The organism is Lysinibacillus sphaericus (assembly GCF_005217585.1).
GTDB classification, from domain to species: Bacteria; Bacillota; Bacilli; order Bacillales_A; family Planococcaceae; genus Lysinibacillus; species Lysinibacillus sphaericus.
The window spans coordinates 259,892-276,304 of the sequence record NZ_SZPT01000002.1 but is presented as its reverse complement, the minus strand read 5'-3'; the positions used below and the strand labels follow the sequence as shown (position 1 = coordinate 276,304).

The window sequence follows — 16,413 nt, the reverse complement described above, 5'->3', positions numbered from 1 at the left end:
TGCTCGCTTATGATAGGCATCGACAGCAAGGCTGATTTTAAAGGTTTAAAAATACGAGCTTGTCATTTGAAGATAGATAGGGGTATAATAATCAACGAAAAGTTCATAAGTTAAGAATGTAGGGGGGCTGGAAGTTGCCAGCTGAGATTGCGTCCGTTCAGATGCTGACCCTTTGAACCTGATTTGGCTCGTACCAGCGTAGGGAACATCTATTCAAAAATATTCGTACACTATTTTTTGATACCGTTTGCAAACGCCTGGGATAATTCCTAGGCGTTTTTTGTTTAAGGATGATGAATTCCCTTAAGCAGATAGAAAACAATGAGCATCGTCTGCAAACGGATTAAAAACAGCATACGCTTTTCTTCTGGTGAAACATTCAATCATGAACACTTTCAAATTACTTGCTAGGAGGATATAGCATGAAAAAATGGTTAATCATTATGGTTGCTGCACTAATTACATTAGTTGGGTGTAGCGCAAAAGAAGACAAAAAAGAGGAAGCCAGTTCAGAAAAAAAAGTATCAGTTGTACTGGACTGGACACCTAATACGAATCATACGGGACTTTATGTGGCGCAAAAGCTTGGCTATTTTAAAGAGCAAGGCTTAGACGTAGAGATTATTTTACCAGGTGATGCAGGTGCTGATCAGCTTGTGGCGTCTGGGAAATCAGAGTTTGGCGTAAGCATCCAAGAAGGCATTACGCAAGCTCGTGTACAAGGTGTACCACTTGTATCGATTGCGGCAATTATTCAACATAATACTTCAGGTTTTGCATCACTCGCTTCAAAAGGCATTACATCACCAAAAGATTACGAAGGAAAAACCTATGGTGGCTGGGGTGCTCCAGTGGAACAAGCTGTTTTACAGTCACTGATGCAAACAGAAAATGCTGATATAAACAAATTAGATATCGTCAATGCGGGAGATATCGACTTTTTCACAATGATGCAAAAGGATATTGATTTTGCGTGGATTTATTATGCTTGGACAGGTATTGAGGCAGAACTTCGTGGGGAAAAGTTAAATATGCAGTATTTAACCGACTATAGTGAGCAGCTTGATTATTACACACCTGTATTGGCAACGAATGAAAAGATGTTAAAGGATAATCCTGATGTCGTAAAGGCATTTGTCGCAGCTACTGCCAAAGGCTATGAATATGCGATAGCGCATCCGAGTGAAGCGGCTGATATTTTACTTGAAGCGGTACCTGATTTGGATAAAGAGCTTGTGCATAAAAGTCAGGAATGGTTAGCGGGTAAATATCAAGACGATGCGGCGCAATGGGGAGAACAAAAGTTAGCAGTTTGGGAAAACTATGCGGACTGGATGACACAGAATAACGTTTTAGAAGGCGACTTTAATGCACAACAAGCATTTACAAACGACTTCTTACCAAAGAAAGGTGCAAAATAAATGGCGAATACATTAATTAGTGTACAAATCATACCTAAAACAGAAAAATATGAGGATGTGATCCCATTTGTAGATGCGGCAATTGCTGTAATCGATGCTTCCGGTGTGCACTATGAGGTGCATCCACTGGAAACAACAATGGAGGGTGAATTATCCACTTTGTTACAAATTATTGAAGAGATGAATAAAAAGATGATTGACTTAGGCGCTATCAATGTTATTACACAAGTGAAAATTTTATATCAGCCAGCTGGTATTACAATGGGAACATTAACGGAGAAATATCGAGGGTGAAACAGGTAATGCTGAAAGGAAGGTCGATTATTTTTATCGCCTTCCTCTTATTCATATGGGAACTTATTATACGTGTAGCTGATATCCCGCATTGGCTATTGCCAGCGCCAAGTGCCATTATGATTGAAGGTATTGAATCGTATTCAACGTTTATTCCCCATGTTTGGGCCACGATTCAGCTAGCATTATTAGGGCTTGCTATTGGTGTGATGTGTGGCTTAAGCGTTGCGGTATTTTTACATCGCTCATCAACAATTAGAGCGTTTGTTTATCCGATTCTTATTGTGTCTCAAAATGTGCCAGTGCTCGTTTTAGCGCCATTATTAATTATTTGGTTTGGCTTTGGCCTGTTACCCAAGCTGATTATTATTTGTCTCGTTTGCTTCTTTCCAATCGTTATCGCGACGATGGATGGGTTTCGTCAAACCTCCCCTGAGCTCAAACATTATTTTGCAATGATTGGTGCTACGAAGGGGCAAACATTTTGGAAATTAGAATGGCCTTATGCGTATCCATCCATCTTTTCCGGTATTAAAATTGCGGCGACCTATAGTGTGATGGGAGCGGTCATTGCTGAATGGCTTGGTGCAAAAAAGGGAATTGGTGTTTATATGACGCTCGCACAATCATCGTTTCGAACGGATCGCGTCTTTGTAGCGATATTTGCGATTGTCTTATTAAGTTTATTGTTATTTAGTGTGATTCGTTTTGTAGAAAAGCTTGTTGTAAAGGGGAGGGGCGCACATGCTGAACATTCAAGACATATCTAAGTCCTTTGGCTCGCTTGAAGTAGTGTATAATTTATCCTTTACCGTACAGGAAGGTGAATTTGTGGCAATCATTGGTCCTTCAGGTAGCGGAAAAAGCACACTCTTTCAATTGATAGGAGGAATAACGCCTGTCGATCACGGCGCTATTTTGTTAAATGGAGACAATATTCAACGAAAAACAGGTAGCATTGGCTATATGCCCCAACAACCTTGCTTATTACCGTGGCGGACGATTTTAGAAAATGTCATGATTGTTGAGGAATTGCAGCGTCGTCCGAATAAAGAGCTTGCCAAAGCGTGGCTAGAAAAGGTTGGTCTTGCTTCGTTTGAAAATGCTTATCCGCATGCATTATCAGGAGGCATGCAGCAGCGTGTATCATTTTTGCGTGCTATCGTCAGTGGGAAACCGATACTCTGCTTAGATGAACCTTTTTCAGCACTCGATGAGTTTACAAGATTAGAAATGCAGGCATGGTTGTTATCTATTTGGGAGGAACATAAAAAATCTATCCTATTCGTGACACATAGTATCGAAGAAGCGCTATTTTTAGCGGATCGCATTATTGTATTAACGAAACGTCCAGCGACGGTTAAGGAAGAAATAACTGTGCCGTTTGCACGACCACGTTCCGAGGAAATTCGTCATTCCACTCAATTTACACAGTTAAAACAACAACTTTTTCAGTATTTAAAGGAAGAAAAGGACGATGCATATGTTGATTGATGCACATATTCATTTAGATCAGTATCAAGAAGAAGAAGTACCTTTGCTACTTGATGAGGCGCAAACGGTTATAGCGGTCAGTACGGACTTACAATCTTGTGAGAAAACGCTGAAGTTATCGAGAGCCTATGCGAAGGTCAAGGCAGCGTATGGTTTTCATCCTGAACAGTCGTTGCCTAATGATAGGGAGAAAGAAGCTTTATTTGATTGGATACGACTGCATGCTAGTGAGACGATTGCTGTTGGAGAGGTTGGTTTACCTTATTATCGAAAACAGACGCATGTATTGGATGAGCGCCCTTATATTGCGTTATTAGAACAATTTATTCTGTTAGCGCAAGAACTTCACAAACCGATAGTGTTACATGCTGTTTATGAGGATGCACTAATCGCTTGTGATTTACTTGAGAAACATGGTGTAAAGAAAGCTCATTTTCATTGGTTCAAGGGAAGTGAAGAGGCAATTGTACGTATGATACATAATGGTTATTATATTTCCATTACGCCTGATTGTGTTTATGAAGCGGAAATACAAGATTTGATTACAAAGTATCCATTGGAACTGATGATGGTGGAAACAGATGGACCTTGGCCATTTGAAGGACCTTTTGATAAGGCTCGAACATCGCCGTCTATGATGGCTAAAAGTATCGAAGTCATTGCAACGCTTAAAGGTATAACAACGCAAGAAGCGGCCAATACTTTGACACGAAACACAAAATTATTTTACGATTTATAAAGACACGACAAAAACAGCCACATTTAGAACGAGTAATCGTCTCCGTGTGGCTGTTTCCTATGTTTTGTTCTATTGTGTTCTAATGTAGCATGCTTCGTTTTTGTCACGCGCTCATGCGTACTAAAAGGGGCAGTTTGACGTTTTTTTTCAACATCCTTACCTTGCGTCCGTTTTAAATGCATACGTTTCTTTTTAGCTTTAGATAGTGCCATGCTAATCCCTCCATTTCACATTACCAATATATTACCGAAAAGAGGGAGAAAAGTAAAACCCCGTAAGCATAAAGTTTACGGGGTTTTAGTGATAGTATTAGTGAGATACGTCTTGAACTGAAATACCAGTGTTTGCTTTTACATCAACTTCACGATATTTCGCATCATCAGATTCTTTAGAAAGTAACGTTCCGATGAAACCACCTAGGAAACCAAGTGGTACAGAAATTATTGCAGGATTCGTTAACATAATTAACGGATTACCTACGAAGATTGCTTTACCTTCAACTGGATTCCAAACGTTTGGAGATACAGCCACAAGTATTAAAGCAGAAATTAAACCTGTTAACATCGCTGTTACTGCACCAGCCGTATTAAAGCGTTTCCAATAAATTGTGTAAATAATTACTGGTAAGTTTGCTGAACCAGCAATACAGAATGCTAGTGATACTAAGAATGCAACGTTTAATGTTTGTGCACCAAGTGCAAGAAGGATTGATACTATAGAGATTGTAATAGAACCGATACGAGCAGCAAGTACTTGCTCTTTTTCTGTAATCTTACCTTTTTTAATAATTTGACCATAAATATCATGTGATAGGGCAGATGCACCTGAAAGTACAAGACCTGCTACTACAGCTAAGATTGTTGCGAATGCTACTGCACAAACGAATGAGAACAGAATGTCGCCACCAAGTGCTTCTGCAAGAAGTGGAGCAGCCATGTTACCAGCCGCGTTTGCAGCGATAATGTCTTCTTTACCAACGAATGCAGCAGCACCGAAGCCTAAGAAGATTGTTAATACATAGAATAGACCTACAATCCAAGTAGCCCAAATAACTGAAGAACGAGCTGTTTTTGCATCTTTTACTGTGAAGAAACGCATTAAGATATGTGGAAGACCTGCAGTACCTAATACAAGGGCAATTAAAACAGAAATTGTATCAATACCGTTTGTATACTTAAGTCCAGGGTTTAAGTATGCTGCACCGCTGTCAGTAGCAGTAGACATTTCTGTAAACATTGTTGAAATACTGAAGCCAAACTCTTTTAATACTAAGAACGAAATAATGACAGTACCTAACATTAATAGACAAGCTTTAATAATTTGTACCCAAGAAGTTGCAGTCATACCACCGAATAAAACATAAGTAGTCATCATAACACCAACGATTAATACTGCAACCCAATAGTCAATTCCTAAAAGTAATTGAATAAGTGCGCCTGCACCAACTAGTTGTGCAATCATGTAGAATAATACAATTGTAATGGTACTTAGAGCTGCTGTACCACGAACTTTAGAATTATTAAAACGTGCTGTAATCATGTCCGCTAATGTAAATTTACCAAGGTTACGTAATGGCTCAGCTACGATATATAGCACCACTAAGTAAGCTACTAAATAACCAATAGAGAAGAAGAATCCATCAAATCCGAATAATGCAACGGCACCAGCGATTCCTAAGAAAGAAGCTGCTGATAAGTAGTCACCAGCGATAGCTAGTCCATTTTGCCAGCCTGTTAAACCACCGCCTGCAGTGTAGAAATCACTTGCAGAAGAAGTACGTTTAGATGCCCACCATGTAATAACTAATGTAAGACCAACAATTGCTACGAAGAAAAATATTGCGATAAAGCTCATAGGCGGCCACCTCCGTTTTCATATTCAGCTATAATTGCTTTTGCTTCTTTGTCATAGCTATTTGCTTTCGCAACATATAGATGACATAAACTCCAAGTCATGATGAATAATCCTGCTGCGTAAATCCATACCCAAGTGACTTCCCCAATAGCCTTTTGGTGTAGGATTGTTGTGTAAGATGTAAGAATAGGTAGCAACATGTAAGCTGCTAAAAAGAATACAGTGATTGACCATAGAAAGGCATTCTTTTTTCTTACAAGTGCTTTAAACGATTCTTGTTTTGCAATTGCATCATAATCAATAACAATGCTCTTGCTTGCTTGATTGTTCGCCATAAACATTCCCCATTTTGTGTTTATTTTTACTGCTTAAATACTATTTTTTGCTACTTTAGTGAATTCACATCTTAATTTTATGAGACAGTTCACGAAATTGCAATACATTTCAGAAAAATTATGTAAAAAAAATTTTCTGAAAAATAGACTTTAAACAGAAAATACATGACAAAGCCTAGAAATTAAAGGGTTTTCGAAAATTCAGATAAATTTATAAGATGATGATATTACTAGGTTCTTGACAAAAAATCAGTTGTAATAACCGAGAAAAAATGCGTTTTTTCTAGAAAAAATAAACACTATTTCTCTAGTGAAAAATGGTTATTTTCTTATTTTTGGAAAAAGAATAGTATTGTTCGATAAGTAAAATGTTTAATTTTTTATAATAAAAAAAGAAAAAACCCGACCGAAGTCGAGTCTTTTTTTACTATAAAAAGGGGTCGTTAAAACCTTAATCTGATTAATGGGAAATATCTGAAACAGATACCCCTGTATTTGCTTTTACACGGATTTCTTTGTAAATACGATCTGCCTCAGCCTGAGATACTTTGTTAGATGAAAGAACAGAACCTAAGTAGCCAGCAATAAAGCCAAGAGGAATCGTGATAATTGCTGGAACTGCAAGTGGCACTAGTGGATTTCCAACAAAGATTGCTGCACCTTCAACTGGACTCCAAACGTTCGGACCCATAGCACCTAGAACTAAACATGAAACTAAACCTGTTACCATGGCAGTTACCGCACCAGTTGAATTGAATTTTTTCCAGTAAATTGTATATAAAATAACAGGTAGGTTGGCAGAAGCCCCGATACAAAATGCAAATGATACTAAGAATGAAACGTTTAAACTTTGTGCAAATAATGCAAGGATAATCGATACAATGGCAATTGAAATTGAGCCTGTACGAGCAGCTAAAACTTGTTGCTTTTCAGTTAATTTACCATTTTTAATAATCTCACCATAAATATCATGAGAAATTGCAGATGCACCTGTTAATACTAGTCCTGAAACTACCGCTAAGATTGTTGCAAATGCAACCGCACAAATAAATGACATAAGCACATCACCGCCAAGGAATTCAGCTAATAGTGGAGCAGCCGTATTTCCAGCTTTACTTTCAGCGATGATTTTATCAAGCCCTACAAAGTGCATAGCGCCAAAACCTAAGAAAATTGTTAATGAGAAGAAAATAGCTGTAATCCAAGTTGTCCAAGAAATAGAAGCACGAGCTGTTTTTGCATCTTTAACAGTAAAGAAGCGCATTAGGATATGTGGTAAACCTGAAGTACCTAATACTAGTGCCATCATCATTGAAACAGAGTCAATTGAACTTGAGTATTTCATACCAGGCACTAAAAACTTATCGCCGTGATCAGTTGAAATCGTATCAAACATTTTCACTAAAGAGAAATCGAATTTCATTAATACAAGGGTTGCTAATAAACCTGTCCCAAATAGTAAAAGTCCAGCTTTAATAATTTGAACCCATGATGTAGCCGTCATACCACCAAATAATACATAAGTAGTCATCATAACGCCTACAATTAACACCGCAACCCAATACTCAATACCAAATAATAATTTAATAAGAGCACCTGCACCTACTAATTGAGCAATCATATAAAGAATAACGATAATAATTGTGCCTGTAGCAGCTACTCCACGAATACGTTTTTCATTAAAGCGAGCTGTTAACATATCGGCTAATGTATAGCGTCCTAAATTACGCATTGGTTCTGCAATTACATATAGTAAAACTAAGTTCGCAACAACATAACCTACTGAGAAGAAGAAACCATCAAAACCAGTTAATGCGATAGCACCTGAAACCCCTAGAAATGCAGCCGCTGATAAGTAGTCACCAGCAATCGCAAAGCCATTTTGCCATCCTTTTAATCCACCACCGGCAGTATAGAAATCACTGGCAGAAGAAGTACGCTTCGCAGCGATATACGTAACGATTAATGTTAAACCTACGATTCCTAAGAAGAATCCTACTGATACTAAATTCATTTATTTTCCACCTTTCGCTTGATACTCTGCAAGAACTGCAGCTGCAGCTTTATCGAATGAAGAAGCTTTTTTTACATATACTGTACAAAGAACAATTGTCATGATGAAAAGTCCTGCTGAGTAAATCCAAACGCCCGTAATACTACCAATAACTTTTTGTTGTAGTACAGGCTGGAAAGCAAGGATTGGTAGTAAAATATAAAGAATTAAAAACCCTGCTGTGATCGAAAAAAGGAAAGTATTTTTCTTTTTTACGAAGTTGTTGAACGATTCCATAGCTTCAATTGCATTATAGTCAACTGATTGTACGTTTTTGTTCTCAGTAATGTTAGCCATTATTATTCCCCCTAAAGTTATATATTGCTGTTTAAAACGACATATTTCTTTTTGTCTCGTCGTTATATTCACTTATTTTATGAGGAAGAATCCTATAATGCAATACTAAAATTTTAGTTTTTCAAATTTTTAGTCAAATTTAGATAGTCGAAATAAAGTAGAAATAATAAGGATTTAATAGAAATTATCTGTATGAAAGAGAACGCATTTCACTCTTGAAATAGTATTGTTGAAATAGCTTATTGATAATAATTTCGAATGTAAAAGAAAAAATGAACTTAAAAGAGAAATTTAGTGTTTTCCTTATTTTTCTATAAAAGAGAGTCTATAAATGAATAGCAAAAAAACCTTGTTATATAACAATTATATGCTGTCTTGGGAAATAAGAAAATTAGTAAAAAAATGCTGAAAAAATTTTTAAAAAAACTTTTAATAAGATGGCATAAAATGGGTTTAAAGCTGCCAAAAACATACAAATGAAGGAGTTTGACATAAAGAAGGAAAAGATTCAAGACCATTATCTTGTATTTGTAATCTATAATTTATACAATAAAAAACGATGATAAGTTGGAGGGAAGTGTACACTTTGTTAAGAAGGAAATGGATCGTACTAGTTGGATTACTAGTAATAAGTAGTTTATTAACAGCTTGTGGTAGTTATAAATTTGAACCTGAAATGAGTATTGACGTACAAGATTTTTCTTTTACAAATCAAAACAATGAGCAAGTGAACCTTGATAGCTTTAAAGGAAAGCCTTGGTTAGCCATGTTCATATTTACAAATTGCAATTCGATTTGTCCGCCGATGACATATAATATGACAGATGTGCAAAAGTCATTAGAAGATGAAGGCGTAAAGGACTATCAAATCGTAGCATTTAGCGTAGATCCAGAAGTTGACACACCTGAAGTATTAAAAAATTATTTAAAAACGTACTCGGTTGTTGATGATAGCAAATGGCAGCTGCTGACTGGTTATAAGCAAGTATATATTGAGCAATTTGCGCGAAAATCATTTAATTCATTAGTAAAAAATGATCCGAATTCTGATCAAGTAGTACATATGTCGAGTTTTTATTTAGTAAATGCTGATGGTGTTGTCGTAAAAGATTATGATGGCACGACAGATGTACCGGTTGAAACAATCGTAGCAGATATGAAAGCATTGTCTAAAAACTAAATACAACGCAAAATAAACTCAGTTGATTAAACAATTAGCTGAGTTTATTTTTTCTATTAGAAAAGGACATAAAGTCTATAAACCAATAAAATAAACATATTTGATGATTTATAAATTGTGTTTAGATATTATTTGGATTTTTATATGAAAGTTAATTTCAAACAAGCTAGTTTTTTAACTCTCCTTGTTTTTTTAATACGGATAGTTTGTTCATAATTATTGATATTTCGCAATATACAACCATACTGAAAAACTCTTGATTTAGTAAAGTTGCAACAATTAAAAAAAGTTACGATTAATAACCCTGAATATTGGCTCAGTGGGCACGTACGGACGTTGCCAGGTACATGCTTTCCCTTGTTGATCGCCGTTTACAAATGGCCTTTATTAGCTCTTCAGGATGAGTTTGGAACGGTCTCTGTAACCTTATTCCCGCAAAGTTTTTGCTTTACATTGAGAGAACGCTTGAAAAGCGCTTTGGTAGACCACAAGTGAAAGTAAACATGCACAAACGACGAAAAGAATATGAAATTGAAGGAATTTTAGAAACTGCATAAAATTTTTATGCAGTTTTTTCTTTACTTTTAAATAATTGTTTTGTAAGATAAAGCCAAATCCAAAAGTGGCCAGACCACTTTTGGATTCATTCAGTAAGAGACGCCATCATCTAAAGGTGGTGGAGATTGTTTCTTTATAATTAGGTGTCCAAACACCTACTGAATGAAGATAAAGCCTTTGGATGCATTGTTTATAGCGCGAAAGGAAAGCGACAACATAGTTATGCCAAGGGAATAGATTGACCAAGGAGTTAATCGTATGGATAAAAAAACCGAACAAAGGAAAGTGTTTTTAGATATCGTCCAACAATTACGACAGCTTATAAAAATGGAAAAAATACAGGCTGATGAAAAGTACCAACCGAACGAGCCCTTTCAGAACGTCAGGGTGTCTGGCAATCCTCTATGAGAGAGGCATTGGGAAGTTTAAAGTTGTTAGGTCTTATTGAAACAAGACTTAGGGGAAGTACGTTTCTAGCTTCTACACAAAAGCATCAGCTCGTAGAAATATTGTCAATGTTTATATTAGAAGATGAAAAATCAAAAAAAGGATCAAATTAACACGACAAATTCATGAAAAGGAAGCCATTCACTATAAGTTATACAGTGATTCTGCGAACACTAGTGTGTGGGACAGTTTTTTTGTAAAGCTAGAGATAGAGGTACGACTAATTGTCTGGATGTTTTACGAGAAATAATCATCACGTCAGAAATAATCGATTTTCACTAAAAGTCTGCTTCAATTAGCAGTTTATGCCTGTGACCGTTTAAATCGATGCAGCTTGGCTATGAAAAAGAAGCATTAAAAGCTTACGAACAAAAATGCTGAAATAGGGGGAGTAAAACATGGCAATACGTAGCTTATTTAGTAAAAAGAAAGAGGACGGACAGGAAAAGAGATTTCCAGAAGGACTTATGACAAAATGTCCAGAATGCCGTCACATTCAGTTAACAAAGGAATTAGAAAAAAATCATAAAGTGTGTACAAAATGCGACCATCATTTCAAAATGACTGCACAGGAGCGCGTAGCCTATTTCTTAGATGAAGGTTCATTTGTTTCAATGGATGATCATTTACAAACAAGTAATCCACTTAATTTCCCTGATTATGTAGAAAAAATTTCAGTGGCTAAACAACAAACGGGATTAAGCGAAGCTGTACTGACTGGGTTAGGTACTCTTGATGGAGAAGAAATTGTTGTAGCAATTATGGATTCTCATTTCCGTATGGGCTCAATGGGCTCCGTTGTGGGAGAAAAAATCACACGTGCCGTTGAAAAAGCTATTGAATTACGTGTACCGGTTATTATCTTTACTGCTAGTGGTGGCGCGCGCATGCAAGAAGGTATTCTATCATTAATGCAAATGGTAAAAACGAGTGTGGCATTAAAACGTCATAGTGAAGAAGGACTGTTATTTATTTCAATCATGACGCACCCTACATACGGAGGCGTTTCAGCAAGCTTTGCTTCTGTTGGAGATATTAATATTGCAGAACCACAAGCATTGATTGGCTTTGCTGGTCGCCGTGTAATTGAAGAAACATTAAGAGAAAAATTGCCAAATGATTTCCAAAAGTCAGAGTTTTTACTAGCGCATGGTCAGCTTGATGCAGTTTTCCATAGGAAGGATTTACGAAACCAAGTAGCGATGCTTGTAAAAATGCATACAAATGGCGATGTGCAACATGTCTAAAAATTTAGCTTTTGAAGAACAGATAGTACAATAATGAGAAAAAATGGATGAATTAAAAACTGATCTTAATCAATCCAAGTTATCATGGATTTTTTTTATTTTTATAGTCATTAAAACAATCCTATGCGAAATAAATAAAGAAGACATCAAAGTCTAAACTTTTTGACACTGAAGTAAAGTTTAGACTTTGATGTCCAAGAACATCTATTCTGTCTCACTATCATAAGTATACTTAACTATGAAACGTAACTTCCTATAATTTATATTATGTAAACTAAAATTATTTGGCGTGGAGGAGGGCCTGAATGCTTCAACTACCCATAATATCTGTACTTTTCTACTTGTAATTCTCAAGTTCCTTATAATTTTCATGTGAACGATAATTCTCCTTTTTTACGATAATGGGATGATTTTGTACAGATAATAATTATTGTTTAATACGATATCTGGAGGTTTTATACTTGCAACTACATGCAGCCATTGATGAATTTGTTTTGTATATCGAGATTGAGAAAAATTACTCGGTTAATACAGTCACTAGTTATGAATACGATTTACGACTCTTCTTAACCTTTTTATCGGATCATGGCTGTTCAACCGGATTAAACGAGATCACTAAGACCCAAGTACGTCGATTTATCCAATATCTATTAGGATCATTAAAACAACAACCTCGCTCGGTGAACAGAAAAATTTCTTCCTTAAAATCGTTCACTAAATTTTGTTTAAAAGAACAATACCTTGCTAATGATTTTACGCACGGGATTGAATCGCCAAAGACCGATGATAAACTACCTGTCTATATGACATTAACCGATCTAAAGTAGCTATTTGACTATTTAGAACACGCCCAATCGCGTTTTTCGATGCGGAATGAGCTAATGTTTAAATTGTTAGCAACAACAGGTATAAGACGTTCTGAACTTGTTTCATTAACATGGGAACAAGTTGATTTGGTAAATGAAACGATTCGAATTAATGGAAAAGGGAAAAAAGAACGAATATTGCCCCTTCATCCACATTTAGTTCCGCTTCTGGCAGCCTATAAAGCTTCTTTAAGATCATATCAAATTTATCCATCAGAACCTGTTTTCCTAAATAAAAATCGTAAAGCACTAGATCCGCGGGGTTTACATGTCATCTTTAAAGATATGTTGAAAAAGGCAGGCCTCCCACCTACCCGCTTCACGCTACATCACTTACGGCATACTTTTGCAACATTGATGTTACAGCAAAATAAAGAAAACGTGGATTTGCGAACACTTCAAGAACTACTCGGCCACGAAAGTATTACATCAACTCAAGTCTATACACATGTCGAGTACGAGCAGAAAAAGAAAGCAATTGATTCTTTTCGAATTTTTTGATTCCTTTCTTACTTTTAATAGAAAGAAACTACCCGTTATTGGGTAGTTATCTTTTATTGAAAGTACCGTAACCGTTTAAATGCGTTGGATAATTAGGTTGATTAGTCATTGACAGCGGTTGATATGGATAATTCAAATTTGTTGACGGCATTGTAAATCCTTCTTGTTGATGATAAGTATAAGGATTTACTCCAGTGGCCTGAAATGGTGATATTGTACTATTATCTTCTGTTGAACTAGAAAATAGTACAGAATTAGTACTTGGATTCGATAGCATTGCGTGTTCCATTTTCGAAAAAGTAAAACGAATTAGCTGATCTTTAAATACAATAATATAGGATGAATTTTTTATTAGGTTTTCATATGCATTTGGAAGTTGTTCATAGATAGTTTCTAGATCCATTGGTACACCAAATCTATCTTCCATTTCTAATGCAGTCTCTAAGACTGTTTCTAATAAAATCTGTGCTGCACGAAGCTGTTTATATTCTCTGGAAAATCTAAGAATATAGCGACTTAAAGAACCTAAAGACTGTTTCTTAGAATGTAATAGTAGCATTCTAATAGAATTATCTTCGACCCCCATATCGTGGAATATGCCTGCTATGGAATAACGTAATCCATGTGGTGTGAAATACTTATTGGTCTTAATTTTCTTTTTCTTGTCACTTCCATCGGAGACCGGCATTTCTACAATCCATCCTAGATGTTCACAAATCTTTTTAACAATGTAATTCATCTGTTTGTTGGCAAAGGCCTTTCCTTTTAACCCATAAAGTAATGGATCTTCTGGTGACTTACCTTTAGCATAATCACAAAGTACAGCCATTGCTTTTGGTGGTATTGGGAGTACTCCTTCCCTATTCTTTGAATTAATAATTGGTGTTTCTTTATCCTCTTGATTATCCTCGATATCTTCTTTATCAAGTGTAATATTAATGGAACATTCTTCCTCTTCTAGCGACTTGACCTTTAATTTAATTAGATTAGTAGAACGTAATCCAGTATAAATATCCAGCAGCATTGGCGCGAGTATATTTACTCCATCTGCTTGTAATTCGTGTGCAGCTTTGTAAACTTGGTACAACTCCAAAATATTTAAGTCTTTTGATAAATGTGTATCACCTGAATAATCTTCAATGGTTAAGTTCAAGAACGGATTATTATTTACTATCCCCTCACTATTTAAATATCTAAATAATGAAGTCATTGTACTTTTTTGTTGGTTAAGTGTACTTGGTTGGTAGTTTCCATGATGATCTTTTAACCATTTTTTGCAGTATCGAGTTGTTACATTTTCGATTGTAGGTTCTAATCCAAGACCCTTCATATGTTCCGAAATCTTTTTAATATTTCTTCGATATACGTTCTTCGAATTTTGTGACCATACACTATCTAGTTCTTGATCTAGATATGCTTCTTCCAACGTGCTTTTTTCAGTAATCGTGTTATTCATAATAAATCCCTCTTTCCTAAAATTACACGAAAAAACCCCAAGTTAAATACAAATTAACATTTAGAAATAACGCTAATTTGTACAACTTGGGGGTTCCCCTTGTTTATATTAGATTGTTGTAATCATAACATATATGGATTATTTGTCAATTAAATCTGGCGTTTTTTTCATTGATTGTTGTTTTTATCGTCCTTTTTTGATGATAAATAAAGTTTATTCTACAAACATTTGTGAAAGATAACTTTTAATATAATATTCGTGTTTTATATAACCTATGAAGTGTTCATCCGATGAACGGATAGCACTTTCACCACTTTAATGCGAATGTTTGGTGTTATTTAATGCAAAATAGTTCGTTAATTATCTTTTCTATCAGAGGAGTCGTTTTTATAATTAAATGTTTTGCTCTTTATATTGTATTTCCACAAACTTATCCATACCTGTATTCTTTATTTCTTGAAAGACTGTGTTTATTTGTACTAGCATTACATCCATAATTGTTTGTGATTTTTCATCTCTAGAATCAGGGGCTAATAATCGAATAAAACCTTGTGTATGTTCAAAAACATAGTCTTCTAATTTAGCTTAATGATGTTATTGCATTAACTGTACCAGTGAAAATTGTAGAAAAGCTGCGTTGTAAGTTTCTGCATCAAAATCTAGAAAACTAGCTACCTGAAATCCGTTAATTCTATCGTTGTTTTACAGATTGTAATATTTAACCCGTCTGCTGTTTGTAAAGTGTTTAATGCTTTCATCTCAACCATTCTTTTATTTAGGACAGCCATATACAGTTTAACTCACCCAATAATAATCATGAATAAAAAGTCTATATTCATACGTAAATGTTTCAACAAATTTTTTAATAATGTTCGATCATCCCCGGATGGCGTTGAGACATCTTCAGGATGTGTATGCCCTCACCTAAATAAAACCTTTCCCATTTGATTCTTTCCAAACTTGCTCTAAGTAATCCCCTCTTCACTTTTAAAAAATCCTTAAACACTATTAAAATATAAAATTTCTAAATGTAAAATATGTAGGCATTAATGGAATTAAGAATCATTTTATATACGCACATAACACATATACTGTGACACATTACGAAGTAAAGCCCGTCATTCTTACTTGTTAATGTGTTACAGTATGTGTGTCATATGCCTATGTATATTTCTACCATTTTGTGTGAAAGATAATTAGTAGAATCATATGTAGAAAGGATGTAAATTAACTTGAACGAAGAAAGAAAATTTATCTCACGTAACCAAGCTGCAAAGTCTTGTGGAATTACAGGGAGATGTTTTAATTATTTAATTAATCAAGAACCATTTAATAAGTATTTAATGACAGAGGATAGTAATAATATCTTAGTGAATAGTGATGTCATTCCATTGATTAGTGAGTATTATGAAACCCATATGGCTTCGTTTCACTACTATAATTCAATCCCTGAATATATACCCGCTTCAAGAGTAGCTCGAATGCTAAACATTTCTTACCGAGAACTAATTGTAGAGATTGATTCTGGCAAATGGTCTGGTATGTATGTAAAGACACCCAAATGTGTTCCTCCTCCAAAAGATTTATTTGATATTAAGTTTAACTATTTTTTTTACGGTCAGAAATTTTAAAAGGAAAATACAACACCATAGAAAGTATAGGGAAAAATCA

Annotated in this window: 16 protein-coding genes, 1 pseudogene and 1 riboswitch; of the genes and pseudogenes, 11 read left to right on the top strand and 6 right to left on the bottom strand. The window is 35.4% G+C overall.

Annotation, left to right across the window (positions count from 1 at the left end; genetic code table 11):
- Positions 1-110 precede the first annotated feature (110 nt).
- A riboswitch (TPP riboswitch) is annotated at positions 111-222 on the top strand.
- A gap of 200 nt (positions 223-422) precedes the next feature.
- Genes FC748_RS06945 through FC748_RS06925 form a run of 5 tightly spaced genes read left to right on the top strand, consistent with a single transcriptional unit; the run spans position 423 to position 3,948 of the window.
- Positions 423-1,421: an ABC transporter substrate-binding protein gene (locus FC748_RS06945; RefSeq protein ID WP_108030853.1), complete on the top strand. Its 999-nt coding sequence runs from the start codon at positions 423-425 to the stop codon at positions 1,419-1,421.
- On the top strand, positions 1,422-1,715 hold the full coding sequence (locus FC748_RS06940) for a thiamine-binding protein (RefSeq protein WP_108030852.1): 294 nt from the start codon (positions 1,422-1,424) through the stop codon (positions 1,713-1,715).
- An 8-nt stretch (positions 1,716-1,723) separates the two neighbouring features.
- Positions 1,724-2,485 (top strand): ABC transporter permease, encoded by a 762-nt coding sequence (locus tag FC748_RS06935; RefSeq protein WP_420798351.1) that lies wholly within the window; start codon positions 1,724-1,726, stop codon positions 2,483-2,485.
- On the top strand, positions 2,460-3,209 hold the full coding sequence (locus tag FC748_RS06930; RefSeq protein WP_108030850.1) for an ABC transporter ATP-binding protein: 750 nt from the start codon (positions 2,460-2,462) through the stop codon (positions 3,207-3,209). The genes FC748_RS06935 and FC748_RS06930 overlap by 26 nt, the downstream gene beginning before the upstream one ends.
- Positions 3,199-3,948, top strand: coding sequence for a TatD family hydrolase (locus tag FC748_RS06925; protein ID WP_108030966.1), 750 nt, complete (start codon positions 3,199-3,201; stop codon positions 3,946-3,948). The genes FC748_RS06930 and FC748_RS06925 overlap by 11 nt, the downstream gene beginning before the upstream one ends.
- Before the next feature lie 23 nt (positions 3,949-3,971).
- Here the strand turns inward: FC748_RS06925 and FC748_RS06920 are convergent, their stop codons facing one another.
- The 5 genes from FC748_RS06920 to FC748_RS06900 all read right to left on the bottom strand — a co-directional run bounded on the left by FC748_RS06920 (position 3,972) and on the right by FC748_RS06900 (position 8,487).
- Positions 3,972-4,160, bottom strand: a complete 189-nt coding sequence (locus tag FC748_RS06920; protein ID WP_108030849.1) for a ribosome rescue factor BrfA — start codon at positions 4,158-4,160, stop codon at positions 3,972-3,974.
- A gap of 97 nt (positions 4,161-4,257) precedes the next feature.
- Positions 4,258-5,802, bottom strand: coding sequence for a solute symporter family protein (locus tag FC748_RS06915; protein WP_024361776.1), 1,545 nt, complete (start codon positions 5,800-5,802; stop codon positions 4,258-4,260).
- Positions 5,799-6,137 (bottom strand): DUF485 domain-containing protein, encoded by a 339-nt coding sequence (locus FC748_RS06910; protein ID WP_024361775.1) that lies wholly within the window; start codon positions 6,135-6,137, stop codon positions 5,799-5,801. The genes FC748_RS06915 and FC748_RS06910 overlap by 4 nt, the downstream gene beginning before the upstream one ends.
- A 460-nt stretch (positions 6,138-6,597) precedes the next feature.
- Complete coding sequence (locus FC748_RS06905) at positions 6,598-8,151, bottom strand: solute symporter family protein (protein ID WP_024361774.1); 1,554 nt, start codon at positions 8,149-8,151, stop codon at positions 6,598-6,600.
- Positions 8,152-8,487 (bottom strand): DUF485 domain-containing protein, encoded by a 336-nt coding sequence (locus tag FC748_RS06900; protein ID WP_024361773.1) that lies wholly within the window; start codon positions 8,485-8,487, stop codon positions 8,152-8,154.
- Between the two features lie 559 nt (positions 8,488-9,046).
- On the opposite strand from FC748_RS06900, the gene FC748_RS06895 reads away from it, so the two are divergent.
- The 5 genes and pseudogenes from FC748_RS06895 to FC748_RS22255 all read left to right on the top strand — a co-directional run.
- On the top strand, positions 9,047-9,667 hold the full coding sequence (locus tag FC748_RS06895; RefSeq protein WP_029747163.1) for an SCO family protein: 621 nt from the start codon (positions 9,047-9,049) through the stop codon (positions 9,665-9,667).
- An 816-nt stretch (positions 9,668-10,483) separates the two neighbouring features.
- Entirely contained in the window at positions 10,484-10,633 is a 150-nt protein-coding gene (locus FC748_RS22265; RefSeq protein WP_238600211.1) for a hypothetical protein, read from the top strand.
- A gap of 437 nt (positions 10,634-11,070) precedes the next feature.
- The gene (gene accD / locus FC748_RS06885) at positions 11,071-11,919 is read left to right on the top strand and encodes an acetyl-CoA carboxylase, carboxyltransferase subunit beta (RefSeq protein ID WP_025219471.1); all 849 of its coding nucleotides are present in this window, start codon (positions 11,071-11,073) and stop codon (positions 11,917-11,919) included.
- A gap of 461 nt (positions 11,920-12,380) precedes the next feature.
- Complete coding sequence (locus FC748_RS22260; RefSeq protein ID WP_238600210.1) at positions 12,381-12,746, top strand: site-specific integrase; 366 nt, start codon at positions 12,381-12,383, stop codon at positions 12,744-12,746.
- Positions 12,747-12,782: 36 nt separating this feature from the next.
- Positions 12,783-13,286, top strand: a pseudogene (locus tag FC748_RS22255) (tyrosine-type recombinase/integrase); the annotation flags it as partial.
- Between the two features lie 46 nt (positions 13,287-13,332).
- Here the strand turns inward: FC748_RS22255 and FC748_RS06875 are convergent.
- Positions 13,333-14,742 (bottom strand): tyrosine-type recombinase/integrase, encoded by a 1,410-nt coding sequence (locus FC748_RS06875; RefSeq protein ID WP_108030848.1) that lies wholly within the window; start codon positions 14,740-14,742, stop codon positions 13,333-13,335.
- 1,232 nt (positions 14,743-15,974) lie between these two features.
- On the opposite strand from FC748_RS06875, the gene FC748_RS06870 reads away from it, so the two are divergent.
- Positions 15,975-16,373, top strand: a complete 399-nt coding sequence (locus FC748_RS06870) for a hypothetical protein (RefSeq protein ID WP_108030847.1) — start codon at positions 15,975-15,977, stop codon at positions 16,371-16,373.
- Positions 16,374-16,413 lie beyond the last annotated feature (40 nt).

Excerpts from the sequence above, each read along its gene's own strand:
- FC748_RS06895 (WP_029747163.1), top strand. The coding sequence starts at position 9,047 with ATGATAAGTTGGAGGGAAGTGTACACTTTGTTAAGAAGGAAATGGATC.
- FC748_RS06900 (WP_024361773.1), bottom strand. The coding sequence starts at position 8,487 with ATGGCTAACATTACTGAGAACAAAAACGTACAATCAGTTGACTATAAT.
- FC748_RS22265 (WP_238600211.1), top strand. The coding sequence starts at position 10,484 with ATGGATAAAAAAACCGAACAAAGGAAAGTGTTTTTAGATATCGTCCAA.
- FC748_RS06940 (WP_108030852.1), top strand. The coding sequence starts at position 1,422 with ATGGCGAATACATTAATTAGTGTACAAATCATACCTAAAACAGAAAAA.
- FC748_RS06920 (WP_108030849.1), bottom strand. The coding sequence starts at position 4,160 with ATGGCACTATCTAAAGCTAAAAAGAAACGTATGCATTTAAAACGGACG.
- FC748_RS06935 (WP_420798351.1), top strand. The coding sequence starts at position 1,724 with ATGCTGAAAGGAAGGTCGATTATTTTTATCGCCTTCCTCTTATTCATA.
- FC748_RS06875 (WP_108030848.1), bottom strand. The coding sequence starts at position 14,742 with ATGAATAACACGATTACTGAAAAAAGCACGTTGGAAGAAGCATATCTA.
- FC748_RS06930 (WP_108030850.1), top strand. The coding sequence starts at position 2,460 with ATGCTGAACATTCAAGACATATCTAAGTCCTTTGGCTCGCTTGAAGTA.
- FC748_RS06945 (WP_108030853.1), top strand. The coding sequence starts at position 423 with ATGAAAAAATGGTTAATCATTATGGTTGCTGCACTAATTACATTAGTT.
- FC748_RS06915 (WP_024361776.1), bottom strand. The coding sequence starts at position 5,802 with ATGAGCTTTATCGCAATATTTTTCTTCGTAGCAATTGTTGGTCTTACA.
- FC748_RS06905 (WP_024361774.1), bottom strand. The coding sequence starts at position 8,151 with ATGAATTTAGTATCAGTAGGATTCTTCTTAGGAATCGTAGGTTTAACA.
- accD (WP_025219471.1), top strand. The coding sequence starts at position 11,071 with ATGGCAATACGTAGCTTATTTAGTAAAAAGAAAGAGGACGGACAGGAA.
- FC748_RS06925 (WP_108030966.1), top strand. The coding sequence starts at position 3,199 with ATGTTGATTGATGCACATATTCATTTAGATCAGTATCAAGAAGAAGAA.
- FC748_RS06910 (WP_024361775.1), bottom strand. The coding sequence starts at position 6,137 with ATGGCGAACAATCAAGCAAGCAAGAGCATTGTTATTGATTATGATGCA.